Source organism: Gemmatimonadales bacterium (genome assembly GCA_041390145.1).
Classification (GTDB): Bacteria; Gemmatimonadota; Gemmatimonadetes; order Gemmatimonadales; family GWC2-71-9; genus SPDF01.
Window position 1 is genome coordinate 21,656 of record JAWKQM010000019.1, and the last position, 11,905, is coordinate 33,560.

The 11,905-nt window shown below is 67.4% G+C and carries 12 protein-coding genes; 3 read left to right on the forward strand and 9 right to left on the reverse strand.

From position 1 onward, the window contains the following. The first annotated feature begins 2 nt into the window (after nucleotides 1-2). Nucleotides 3-896 carry a CheR family methyltransferase gene (locus R2910_13560; protein ID MEZ4414011.1) on the forward strand — a complete coding sequence of 298 codons (894 nt, stop codon included), beginning with the start codon at nucleotides 3-5 and terminating at the stop codon, nucleotides 894-896. Here the strand turns inward: R2910_13560 and R2910_13565 are convergent. The 9 genes from R2910_13565 to R2910_13605 all read right to left on the reverse strand — a co-directional run bounded on the left by R2910_13565 (nucleotide 859) and on the right by R2910_13605 (nucleotide 9,596). After that, nucleotides 859-1,557, reverse strand: coding sequence for a hypothetical protein (locus R2910_13565; GenBank protein ID MEZ4414012.1), 699 nt, complete (start codon nucleotides 1,555-1,557; stop codon nucleotides 859-861). The genes R2910_13560 and R2910_13565 overlap by 38 nt on opposite strands. Next, on the reverse strand, nucleotides 1,554-3,035 hold the full coding sequence (locus R2910_13570) for an alpha/beta hydrolase (protein ID MEZ4414013.1): 1,482 nt from the start codon (nucleotides 3,033-3,035) through the stop codon (nucleotides 1,554-1,556). The genes R2910_13565 and R2910_13570 overlap by 4 nt, the downstream gene beginning before the upstream one ends. Before the next feature lie 119 nt (nucleotides 3,036-3,154). Further along, the gene (locus R2910_13575) at nucleotides 3,155-4,222 is read right to left on the reverse strand and encodes a hypothetical protein (GenBank protein ID MEZ4414014.1); all 1,068 of its coding nucleotides are present in this window, start codon (nucleotides 4,220-4,222) and stop codon (nucleotides 3,155-3,157) included. 526 nt (nucleotides 4,223-4,748) lie between these two features. Next, nucleotides 4,749-5,819, reverse strand: a complete 1,071-nt coding sequence (locus tag R2910_13580; protein MEZ4414015.1) for a hypothetical protein — start codon at nucleotides 5,817-5,819, stop codon at nucleotides 4,749-4,751. Between the two features lie 7 nt (nucleotides 5,820-5,826). Next, nucleotides 5,827-6,090, reverse strand: coding sequence for an acyl carrier protein (locus tag R2910_13585; protein MEZ4414016.1), 264 nt, complete (start codon nucleotides 6,088-6,090; stop codon nucleotides 5,827-5,829). Continuing rightward, nucleotides 6,090-6,494, reverse strand: coding sequence for a holo-ACP synthase (gene acpS, locus R2910_13590; protein ID MEZ4414017.1), 405 nt, complete (start codon nucleotides 6,492-6,494; stop codon nucleotides 6,090-6,092). Before acpS ends, R2910_13585 begins: the two co-directional genes overlap by 1 nt. After that, nucleotides 6,491-7,501: a DUF1839 family protein gene (locus R2910_13595; GenBank protein ID MEZ4414018.1), complete on the reverse strand. Its 1,011-nt coding sequence runs from the start codon at nucleotides 7,499-7,501 to the stop codon at nucleotides 6,491-6,493. Before R2910_13595 ends, acpS begins: the two co-directional genes overlap by 4 nt. Beyond that, nucleotides 7,498-8,406, reverse strand: coding sequence for an amino acid--[acyl-carrier-protein] ligase (locus R2910_13600; GenBank protein ID MEZ4414019.1), 909 nt, complete (start codon nucleotides 8,404-8,406; stop codon nucleotides 7,498-7,500). Before R2910_13600 ends, R2910_13595 begins: the two co-directional genes overlap by 4 nt. Nucleotides 8,407-8,411: 5 nt before the next feature. Next, a complete protein-coding gene (locus R2910_13605) occupies nucleotides 8,412-9,596 on the reverse strand; it encodes an acyl-CoA dehydrogenase family protein (protein ID MEZ4414020.1) in 1,185 nt (394 codons plus the stop codon). Between the two features lie 447 nt (nucleotides 9,597-10,043). Between R2910_13605 and R2910_13610 the strand changes: the two genes are divergently transcribed. Further along, the gene (locus R2910_13610) at nucleotides 10,044-10,736 is read left to right on the forward strand and encodes a DUF2306 domain-containing protein (protein ID MEZ4414021.1); all 693 of its coding nucleotides are present in this window, start codon (nucleotides 10,044-10,046) and stop codon (nucleotides 10,734-10,736) included. Further along, on the forward strand, nucleotides 10,736-11,896 hold the full coding sequence (locus R2910_13615) for an acyltransferase (protein MEZ4414022.1): 1,161 nt from the start codon (nucleotides 10,736-10,738) through the stop codon (nucleotides 11,894-11,896). The genes R2910_13610 and R2910_13615 overlap by 1 nt, the downstream gene beginning before the upstream one ends. The last annotated feature ends 9 nt before the right edge of the window (nucleotides 11,897-11,905 follow it).

An 11,905-nucleotide genomic window follows, 5' to 3' on the forward strand; every position in this document is an offset into this window, starting at 1 on the left:
GCATGCCTCGCCGTGACATCCGCGGGGTCATCACTCGCCTGCCCGCCTACCTGCGGTCGAGGGTACTCGGCAGCGTGGCATTGCTGCCGTACGGACGGATGCGGCAGCGGCGACTCCTGCAGGCCGTCGACCGTGTCAACGATCATACCTACACCAGCTTTCTTCGCTCGCCCCTTCAGATCGAAGCGCTCGTGGGGCCCGCGCTCGATTACCTGGGGGCCGGGCAAACGTCTGGTCCAATCCAGATCAACATATTTGCCTGTTCCAACGGCGCCGAGGCCTATACCGTCGCCAGCGAACTCGCCCGTGCCAGGCCGACGCTCCAGTGGCAGATTCGCGCCTCGGATCTGCATGCCCACACTGTCCAGCAGGCGCGCCTGGGGAGGTACTCCTCGGAGGACGTGGCCAATGGGCCCGCGGTGCCCGCCGCGTTCGTGAAGCGGACCTTCGATGCGATCGGGGATTCGTGGGTGGTCAAGGCCGAGCTCCGGGAGCGGGTCACCTTCGAGCAGGCCGACCTGCTCGATGACCGCCTTGCCACGCGCATGCCGCCGGCAGGCATTGTCTTCGTCCAGAACGTGTTGTTTCACCTGCCGCCCCCGCTCGCCAGACGGGCCTTCGCCAACGCAATCGCCACGATGAAGCCGCGTTCAGTACTCTTCCTCGACGGCATGGAATTGGACATGCGGGTGGAGTTGACGCGGTCCGCAGGCCTGAAGCCGCTTCCCTTCAGGACCAGGCAGATCTATGAGTATTCCCGGCGGCACATCGCGGCAAACTGGTGGGATTACTACTATGGGTGTGAACCGTATTGGTCACTGGCCACCGACCGAGACCGTCGCTACGGGACGATCTTCCTCAAGGGGGAGGGGCCGGGCTCGACACGCCGGCAATGAACTTCCGCAACGCCCGCCAAACCACCAGCGGGATCCCGTGCTCTCCCTCGAACGGTACCCAGATCACCTCTGCACCACCGGTTGCACAGAGGTCCCGCAGCGCTTCCCCGGCATGGAATCCCAGGTCCGGGTCGTGAGTCCCGTGACTGACCATGATCGGAAGCCCTGCCAGCCGTGAGGCAAGCGGCGCCCACTCCTCCGCGGAAATCCGGGACGCCGACAAGAGGGCCAGCCCGGCCACTTCAAGGCCGTCCCGCAGGACCGCATCGCAGGCCAGCATCCCCCCCTGTGAGAAGCCAACGAGAACCAGGGGCACGCCTGGGTGGCGCCGCCCGACCTCCGCCATGATTGTACCGAGCAGCGCGCGTGCCGGCTTTGCTCCGGGTGGATGTTCAGCGGCCAGGTCCCTCGGGCCGATCGCCATGGCCGCCGCGCGCCGCTCCTGGTCGATCGGCCACCAGGCGCGCCCTTCCACCTCCGCCTCGAGTGGTGCCTCGGGCAGGTAGAACACCCCCGGCGCACCCATCGATCCTGCGAATGGCGACAGGTCTTCCGGCCGCATCGCATAGCCATGCAGCACGACCACGACGATCCGCGGCGGCTCGGCGACGCGAACGACGAGCGTGCGGAGCCCGGCGATGAACTCGCTCGAAGTGGTCATTGGCTCCCGAGCCCGCCGGTCAGTTCCTGCCAGAGGAGCTCATGCATCCACGAAGCGGAGAGGCTGTGGTCGCAATCGGGGAGGTAGGCAATCGGCACCTGGCCGCTCCGTTCCAGCCGGGGGAGTACCCAGCCGGCTCCGACCCGCAGGAGGGCCTCCCCCGGATCTCCCACCGAAAAGACGAAGCGCAGCGCCGTGCCGCGCGCCACGACCTCCTCCAGTTCGCGCCCCAGGTCCTCTGCCGGCGGAAGGCCGATGGCTCGCCGAAGGTTGCGGACCAGTCCGGTGGCCCGGTCGGCCGCCCGGTGGGCCAGCACCTCTAAGATGGGGCGAAGCTTCACCTGCCCGCGCAGCAGCTTGAGCCATTTGTCGAGTCGCATAGCGGACTGCTGATACTGCGCCGCCGCCTGAACCATCTGGAAGGGAGGGTAGGCGAGCGTCATGCCGTCCTTCCAGAAGAACACCAGCGGATTCACCACCGTGATGCCGTCCATCGCCAGGCCCGCCACCGCCCCCTTGAATCCGTGGTACGCGCCGGAGCAGAGCCCCGACACCTCCACGCGGGCAATGCCTGGCCGACCACGGACAAATGCAATGGCCGTCGCCAGGTCGCCGATGGCGTTTGCCGTGTAGACGTCATTATCCGGCGCTCCCGGGTGCGGCGCGCTGTCGCCGATGCCGCCCACATCGTACCGGAGCACCAGCCACCCCTGCCGTGCCAGCCGCCGCGCAAACTTCACGTACATCCGCCCGTTGCCGATGTGGTGGTTCGAGCCGGAGTTGAGGAGGAGGAGTGCCCGTGTCGGTGGCGGCCCAACGGGAGTGGTCACAACGCCAAAGAGGCGGTGTGCATCGTCAAGGAAATGGGCGCTCTCCTCGACCCCCGGTGAAACGGAGACCGGTCCCGTCAGGGCTTGCTTTGCGGTGTGCTGGGTCGCTTCTGCTGGAAACTGAGCGGTCAGCCACTTGGTGAAGGTGCCCAGCATCTGTTCCGGCACCTCGGCCTCGTGCGGGTCGAGCACCATCTCCACGAAGCCGGGGAGGACATGCTGATCGACCGCCGCGCTGAGTTCCTCCAGCCGGGCGCACCAGGCGGCGTTCGGCGGGCGGTCGTCGCGGTCCAGTATCAGGCACACGGGTGCCGGCGGTGTCGGCATCGCGGCCAGGTCCACCCGGGTGATCGACTCCCGCGTCTCCGCCGCCAGCAGGAGCCCGACGCTCTCGGATACACCCTCGGGAAGGGCAAACTCCGGCGGCGGTTCAGCCCTGCCCATCGCCGCCTGCAGCGCGCGTACTTCGCGGAGCCACGCTCTTCCGTTCACGACCGGCGCAATACAGGCGAACCCCGCCACATCGCCCCGCCCCGCGGCCGCGAGCGCTGCGATCGTCGCGCCGAGCCGCACGCCGAGGAGGCAGACGTCGGTCACCCGCTGGAGCGGCGGAGTTCGTCGATAGCGGACCCGACACTCCGCTGCCACGCCTCCCACCGGCCGGGGTCGGGTCTTCCCCTGCCGAGTCTCCGGTGCCGTCATAGTCAAATCGCAATGACGGGTAGCCGAGGGCGGCCGCCGCCTCGGCGAAGTGCCGCAGCCCGACGTCAGGCGCTTCGTATCCAAAGGGATTGCAGATGATGAGCCCGGTCGTCCTCGAGGGCGCCTCGGCAGGAGCTCCGATGGGCCAGCCGAGGAGGGGGGCGATCGGTGGGGTCGAAGTAGCGCGGTTCGGCGGACAGTTCAAGCCGGCGAAACCTTGGCCGCGGCCTCTGAGTTGAGGGCGCGCACCGTTCCCCGGGGCACCCGCGGCTCCGCCGCCGCCCCGCCGCGGGGCATCGGTGTGAGGACACGTGATGCGCCCGGCTGGAGGTGGAAGTAATTGTCACTGCAGTCAAGTGCTCGACGTCCACCAGGACCGACTGTGCAAAGCGGCGTGTCGCGACCAGCAACTCGTGGGAGCCGCTGTCGGAGGTCCGTAGCTGCGCACTCAGCCCGATGTCGAGCTCGCGTGCGCTCGGCCACCCGCCCACGAACCAGAACGACCGGGCAAGCTCCCGGCCTTCGGTGCTCCGCAGTTCGGCCGCCAGGACATCGAACGATGCCGGGCCGAAGCGGTAGGCGTAGGAGAGGTCTCGGAACTCGTCGAACAGCTCCCCTGCGTTGAGTTCGAGCGCGCCCCGGACTGGGATGGTGATCTGTCGTGTCGCGTTCCCGACCCGCACCTCGCCTGCGCGCCACAGGGTCAGGGAGAGGTCACCAGTCAAGGTCTCGGCGGTGTCGTTCGCGAGGTGGACGCCAATGCCGTTGCCGCCCTCGTCAGAGAGGTGCAGCGCGACCGGTGCCATTGCCCGGCGCAGGTAGTGCCAGGCAGCCTTCGGAACGCCTGTGGCGTCCACGACGCCCCATCCCGCGCCCGGCCAGAGGTCGCGAAGGAACCAGATGAGTCCGCCGCGCGTCGGCGACCGCTTCCGTCGCCACTCCCCGAAGGTCTGCGCCATCACCTCGCCGGTCACCACCCGACCCAGCGCGAGGTAGCGGTCGTGGTCTCCATAGCGGAGGGCCGCGGGATCCACCCCGAACAGCCGCTCGAGATAGTGATCCCGGACATCGTCGAAGTCCCATCCCGCGCCGAGGTCCCGCGGCGATCGAGCCTTCCATTCCGCCTGGTGCACCTTGACCCCTTGCCCGCCGGGCTGCGCCGCGAGTGAGCGCTCCTCTCGGGCACATTCGCAAAGGCGAGGCACTCCGAGGCGAACCGCACCTCGGCGCGGCGTGCATCCTCCAGCGGCCGCAGGTAGGCGCCGACGCCGTAGTACGAGGCCGTGCCCGCGCTCCCTTGATGGGGGAAGGTCCCGCCGTGCGCCGAGGAGGGCCAGTAGGGCGTGCCGGGAAGGAGCGCATTCGAGATTGCCGCCAGCTCCGAGTGAAGAGCGCCGGGGCCCAGAGGGCGCTCGGCTCCCCACATCGCCGCCTGCTGCTCCCTTCGCTGTTGCCGCAGAGCACGGCGAGCGAGCGCCCCTGGAACCGGGCGAGCTGCTGGGCGGCCTCGCTGGTGACCTGCTCCATGAATGCCGCGTCGTCCGCCGGGTAGTCCATGTTCGCGAACATGAAGTCCTGCCAAACAGGACGCCCCGCCAGTCGCATTCGTCGAGGAAGGAGTCCGTTTCGTACACCATCGTCCCGCCCACCCGGGCATGTTCATCCCGGCGGCAGTGGACGGTCGAGGGCCCGGGCGAGGGCTGCCGGTTCATTCTCGAACGAGACCGGATCGAGCGGCGTCCAGCAGGCACCCCGGCAGAAGATCGGGACGCCGTTCACCTCGATCGAGAAGCCGTCGCCCGACCTATCCAGGGAGATGTCCCGAAATCCGATCTTCCCGAGATCGACCGAGGTGACGCCGGCGCCGTGCGTCACGTCGATCCGGGCCGCGTACAGCGCGGGCGTGCCATGGGTATGGGGCCACCACCGTTCCACGTCGGGCACGGTAAGGCGGGCGGCAAATTGTCCTTCGCCGCCATCCTGTGCCAGGGCAACAGCATGCCCGCGCCCCTCTCGCTCGACGACGAGCGATGCCGCACCCGGCGCTGCACCGTCGAGCGCCTTGATCGTACAGGTGAAGTCCAGCACCCCGTCGCCGGTGGCTTGCATGCGGACATCGCCGACCATGATGCCCCGGTGCCGCTCCACGCGAACCGGGCGCCACGGACCGACGGCTGCCGCCGGTGGTGACCAGCCCGGCGTCCGTCCGAGCAGCGTCGTCCGGAACCAGCGGAGCTGCTGGTTCTCGATCATCGGCGCGCGCCAGCGGGGACGAGGGCGTCGCGCCGAGAGCGCATGGTCGAGGGCGTGGAACCGGATGAGGAGTTCGTTGTCGGGCCGGAGCAGGGAGTCCACTCGGCGCTCGTGCCCGGTGAACATTCCCACGGAGGAGAGCAGTGGTTCGCCGTTCAGCCACACATCCGCGATGGTGGCCAGTCCGTCGAAGCAGAGCCAGATCTGTTCCCCTGCTTCAGCAACTGGGGTCGTGAATCGGGCTCTGTACCACCAGTCGTCGGCGTCGAACCGGCGGGCGCTGGCGTCGAGGCTCCAGCGCCCTGCCGCCCGGAGGGCGGCGGCGGCGGTCATCGGCGCGGGGCAGGGGATCCAGTCGAGGGAGGTGCCGATGTCGGAGGGGTGAACGATGGCGCCGGGAGGGCAGGGGGCAACCTCCCAGCCCTCGCCGAGTGGCTCGTCGGCGTGGCCGGAGATGCTCCGCACTCGGCCACGCACGTGGACCTCAGCCCCCGACGAGTTCGTCGATGGCGGACCGGATGGCGGAGACGCTCTCGAAGACCCCGCGCTTGAGCATGTGATCGGGAAACTCCACGTCGAACTCACCTTCGAGCGCCAGCATCACGTTGACGCTGGCGTGCGACGTCATCCCGGCCTGGTAGAGGTCGGCGTCGTCGGCAAGAGTGGCCGTATCGACGGAGAGGCGCCCGTGCTCCTTGAGGATGCGTCGGATGCTTTCGCTGCGGGCCGTGGTGGTCGAATCGGTCATCAGTGCGTGGTCTCGTGGTGGGTGGTGATAACGACCGCGGTGGCGTAGTCGCCCTCGTGGCTCATGCTCAGGGAAATGGTGCTGACACCGAGTCGCGCGGCCGCCTCGCGCACGGAACCGTGCAGGGTCAGGTCGCAGGTCCCGGAAGGCTGGCGTCGCACCTCAATATGGCGCCAGTCGCACGGATCCTCCACCAGGCCCAGCGCCTTCATCGTGGCCTCCTTGGCGGCAAAACGGGCCGCGAGTCGCTCGGAGGCTGCTGCAGGGGCGGATGTGGCGTAGGCAATCTCGCCCTCGGTGAACACCCGGCGCAGGAACCGATCGCCGAACAGGTCCACCGATTCCGTGACCCGGCTCACCTGGACCAGGTCGATGCCGACTCGGAGGGCGGGGGAGGTGGTCACGCCGGAACTCCGGTGGAAGCCGTCGCCACGGCTCGGTCAAGGACAGCCATCCCCGACTCCCATGCCGTGGCCATCTCGTCAAACAATGGGCTGGCGTCAAACGGCTTCTTGCTGTTCACCGCGCGGGCCGCCTTGAGGATGAACGTCTTGCACAGCGCGCTCACCTGCAGGAAGCTGGCGGCAGCGGGCGCGAGCTCGGGTCGACTCCCGGCATCGGCCAGCCACTTCACATGCATCGAAAGCAATTCCGCCGCCGCGCCCAGCTGCCGGGTGGTCGCAAACGCCCAGGCGTGATAGTGGGCCAGCCCGAGTTCCTGCAGCCTGGGCAGCTCCTGTTCGAAACGCGCCTGGAACCGCCGGACAGGATTGGTGGCCGGTCGGCGATCGAGATACACCCCGAGGCGGGCGAACGCCATCTGCGCCAGCTCCGGGGACGGCCGGTGCACCATCCGGTCCACCCGCACCAGTTCGGCGAAGAGCGGGAGGAAGGTGGGGTCGCGCGGCACGCCCACCCGGAAGAGTTGGTCGAAGTCTTCCCCCTCGAGCTCGAAATAGCCGGCGTTGTGGAAGTAACCGAGGCGCTTGGCTCCTTCGTCAAGATCCGCGAGCACGATGGTGGACTTCACGTGATTGCGCTGGTAGTCGGTGCCCGATGTGTCCGGGAGCCAGAACGAGTCGGCCTCCGTGCTGATGAACTTCCCCTCGGCGAGGTGGTGCCGGGCGTGCTCGAGCAGGGGCAGCCAAACGTTCATCTCCTGGATATCCACGCCATAGAGGACCCGAAGGTCTTCATGGTTCGGCTTCATGAAGGTGAAATTATCGCCCTCGAAATCGATGGCGGCGGTGACGCCGAGTGCCGCCAGCGGTTCGAGCCCCAGTGCGTGCAGCATCTCGATGATGACGTCCACGTAGCAGTTCCGCTCGACCCAGTGGCAGTCGGGGGCGTGGACGGCGTGTCGCTGGTAGTCGGCGGCCGAGAGGCCGGGAAGCACCTGCTGTCGGCTCACGGCCAGAGACGGGCCCGCACTGTGGCGGGCCAGGCGTTCGGGTCGAAGCCGTGGGTCTTGAAGAGTGCCATGACCACCCGCTCCAGTCCAAAGCCGAGGCAGGCGGAATGGGCGGTCTCGCCGTCGGGGAGCTTGATGTCGAACGCCGAGCCGAACTTGTCCTGGTGGTAATTGAAGGAGCAGCAGGCGGTCGGGTTCTCGAGCGAGACCACCGGAATCAGCACCTCGAACTTGAGCTTCTGTTCGATCTGACCGGCGGCCAGGATCTTCCCGCCGCGGCCGAAGAAGGGATCGGCGGCCACGTCGGCCTTGGCGGGCAGTTCGAGCGACTCAAGAATGGACACGCCGCGCGCGAGCCACTGGTCCCGCCACTGCACAACCATGTCGGGAGTGCCGATCCGGATGAACTCCCGGACCCGGAAGGAGCGCATGCGCGTCGGTTCGAGCGACGGCTCCTGGCGGTACACCCATGCGAGCATCGTCACATGGCGCCCCTCGGCGGGGACGGTGCCGGTGCACGTCGGATAGAACGGGTAGCAGGCGGCAGGGTTCATCACCACGTCGGTCTGCCCGAGCGCGTCGCCCCAGGGCTCCCCGGCGCTGATCCGCTGGGAAATGGCCCGCGCCTCGCGCTCGTTCCCCACGAAGCTGTGGATGGCGCCGCAGAGGGTCGGGAAGGAATCCATGTAGCCGGTGCGCTCGATGATCATCTTGTCGATCACCGGCGGAAAGGTCATTGACTCGACCCCGTCATCCTTGGCGGCCCGCACCACCAGGGCGTCGAACGCCTCGAGGACGTCCTCAAAGACCGGTCCGCGCCCGAAGGCGCCGAGTGGTCCCGCGGGCACCAGGAGGCCGTGGGCCACGAGCTCGTCGTAGAAGGTGGTGGCGTCGTACGTTGGCATCGGCGTCAGCCCTGCTCGCCCTTGGCCACCAGCAGCATCGAGGCGCTCTTGGCCAGGATGCGCTCGTTGCCGACCATCAGGGCGCCCGAGAGGGTGTCGCGGTAGTGCCGGCCGACGCTGAAGGGGCTGTCGTTCTTGTAGCCCATGATGCCGATGATCTGCAGCGCCTTGTGGACAATGGCCGGCGCCGCCTCGGAGGAGCCGATCTTCAGGTTGTTGAACCGGAGCGCCCACGCCATGGTGCCGAGCGCCTCGCGATCATCATTGAGGGCGTCGAAGTCCGCGGCGGCGGCCGTGACGTTGCTCCGCATCGCCTGGAGCATCACCGACACCTCGGCCAGCCGCGTGGCGGTCGGCGGAATGGTGCCGGGCTTCTTGCGGGCGGCGGCGCGGACATAGGCCGCGGCGCGGTTCACCGCGTCCGTGGCGATGCCGGTCCAGAGGGCCGACCAGAGGATGTGCGAGTACGGCACCATCGACTCCGCCGACGAATCGGCGAAGGAACCGGGGATGATCTGTTCTTCGGGGCCCTCGGACTCGATCTCGAATGGCGGGCTGCAGGTGCCGCGCATGCCGAGCGTGTCCCACTTCCCCTTCAGGGTCAGCTTGTAATTCTCCGGCCGGACCAGCACCAGGATCTGGTCGCTGGGGGCCGCATCGGCGGCCCGGCGGCAGGTGACCAGGAGGTCCTCGGCCTCGGCGCCGTACGAAACGGTGGTGGCGTCCTTGACGAGCCTGAAGCGGCCATTGGCGCGCTCGATGGCGCAGATGCTCGAACGGGTGTCGCCACCGATGCCAACTTCGGAGGTGATCGAGGCCATCAAGATCTGCTTCTCGACCAGTTCCCGGAGGTAGCCCTCGAAGAATGCGGACGACCGCGCGTGGCGGACCACGCAGGCCACCTGGATGTGGTGCATCGCGAGGACCATCGCGCTTGAGCCGCACGACTGGCCGAGGATCATGCACATCTCGACGAGGTCACGCATCGAGGCGCCGGATCCGCCGAGCTCGACGGGCACAAGCGCGGAGAGGATGCGGGCCTCGCGCAGCGCGGCAAAGGTCTCGGTGGGGAAGCGGGCCTTGGCATCGACGTCGGCCGCGTACTTGGCGGCCACTTCGGTGGCGATGCGACGGGTCCGGGCGATGAGCTCGCGGCCGTCGGGGGCGGCGACTTGGGTCAGCGGTGACATTGGCCTGCCGGGGTAGAAGGGCACTCTCATGTGGCGCACCCCCCGCCATCCAGCCTGTCGCGGGGTCGTTTCGCCTTGGACGGCAATCAGTTAGCAATGTCTATGCCCGTGTTGACCAGAACCCGGTGGCTCCGGTCACGGGGCGGTCAAGTCGGGACGCCGACGGACTTTGGTCCCGACAGTCGCACCTATCTCCATGTTAAACAAGTAGTTGCGAAATCGAAATGGGCCAGCTGGCACCACTCGGCTCCTTCTCCCCACCGACTTCGGAGCGATGCCCCGATCGGTCTCTGCCGGACAGCGAGCTGAGGGGAATAGGCCTATCCGAGTGGTGTGGCGTTGCCGCTACTGCCATCCCCTTAACAGTGGGCTCTCATGGGTGTGGCGGGTGGCATGACAACTGCTAAGTTCAAGTCGTTTCAACCTCTAGACTGGATGCTCCACCCAATGTCCCACTCGATGGTTAGCCGCGAACGCCCACCTGCGAAGCGCCTTCCTGCGCTCCGCTGGGCTCGTGGTACGATCATCTGGGGCGGGTTCGCCTTCCTGGTGCTGTTCGGGGTCCTCTTCCTCATCCGGGACTCGCTGAAATACATCGAGTGGACCGAGGCGGTCTACCGGCGCTTCTGGCCTCAGCGTCACATGCTGGCGGCCCACGCCCTGACCGCAAGTATCTGCCTGGTCATTGCACCGCTGCAGTTCAGCTCCCGCCTCCGGAACCGATGGCCCATGGTCCACCGGACCATCGGGTGGACCTATATCGTCGGTGCGCTTGCATCGGGGGCGCTGACCTTCCGGCTCGGCTTCTTCAGCTCCTGCCGGTTGTGTGTTCCACCCTTCGTCATCTGGTCGGCACTCTTCTTCATCGTGACGGCGCTCGGGGTCCTGATGGCGGTGCGGCGGCAGTTCGACGCCCACCGGCAGTTCATGATCCGAAGCTGGGTACTGATGAACGGTTTCGTGTTTGTGCGGCTCGACACCTACTTTCCCTATCCCTTCCCGACCGGCGAGGGAATCGAGCGTCCGGCCATGCTTATCTGGGCCGTCTGGGTGGTGCCGCTCCTGCTGACCGAGATGTTCCTGAACTGGTCTCCGCTGGTGCGCCGTTCGCTCGCCGCCTCTAGGAAGGCGAGGGTATAGTGACCCCGGTCGAAACCCCCGAGCACCCTTCTTTCCTCCGGATACCGCCCCTCGACGGCGTCCGCGGGGTGGCAATTCTCATTGTCCTTGTGCACAACGCTGCGTGGGTGGCGGAGTCGGGTGAGCACCTCCTCTTCAAGCTGGTGGTGGCGGTCGCCTCGACGGGATGGATCGGCGTTCAGCTCTTCTTTGTGCTCTCCGGGTTCCTGATTACCGGCATCTTGCTCGACTCGAAGGGGAAGCGTAACTACTTCAGGTCGTTCTACATCCGCCGGGCCCTGAGAATTCTCCCGGTCTACTACTTCCTCGTCGGGCTGATGGTCCTGCTGGCCGCCACGGTCTCGTGGAGCCCGGAGTGGTCCCGCGCCGTGCTCGCGCATCAGTGGCCCTACTGGTTCTACCTCGCGAACTGGGTGCAGCCCTTCAACCTCGGCATACCGGGGCTCTCCCACCTCTGGTCGCTGGCCGTCGAGGAGCAGTTCTACCTCCTCTGGCCGCTGCTGATCTGGCTGGTGCCGCGCCATCGCCTCCGCGCCGTGTGCGTCGGGCTGCTCGTGGCCTCGCCCTTTATCCGGCTGGCACTGCGGCTCTTCGGGCTTCCCGAGGGCACGGCCTACATGTTCACTGTCGCGCGCTGGGATGCCCTCGCCGCAGGGGCGCTCGTGGCGGTGCTGGTCCGCGATCCGGCGGGGCGCGCGTGGCTGGAACGGTGGCGGGCCAGCATCGGGTTCACCGCCAGCGCTGGTGTACTCCTGCTGACGGGCTGGCTGCACGGGTTCCACTCGGATGAGGTTTCCGTTCAGGTCGTCGGGCAGACTCTGGTTGTCCTCGTGTCGGGGAGCCTCATTGCCGCCGCGGTGGCGGATGACTCGAGGGCGCCGATCCGCCGACTCCAGGCTCACCTCTCCCGGCCATGGCTCCGGATGCTCGGCAAGTACAGCTACGCGATGTATCTCTTTCACTTCCCGATTTCCCAGCTGCTGACCGCTCTCTTCGGAGAGCAGGTGCGTGGCGCCGACACCCTCTGGCGCCTCCCCCGGCTGGCGGCCTACGTGGTGGTCGTCTTCGGACTCACCCTGCTCGCGGCCATGGCCTCGTGGCGGCTCATCGAGAGGCCATTTCTGGATCTGAAGGACAGGATTGCGCCTCGACCCGCCTAGTTACGGAAC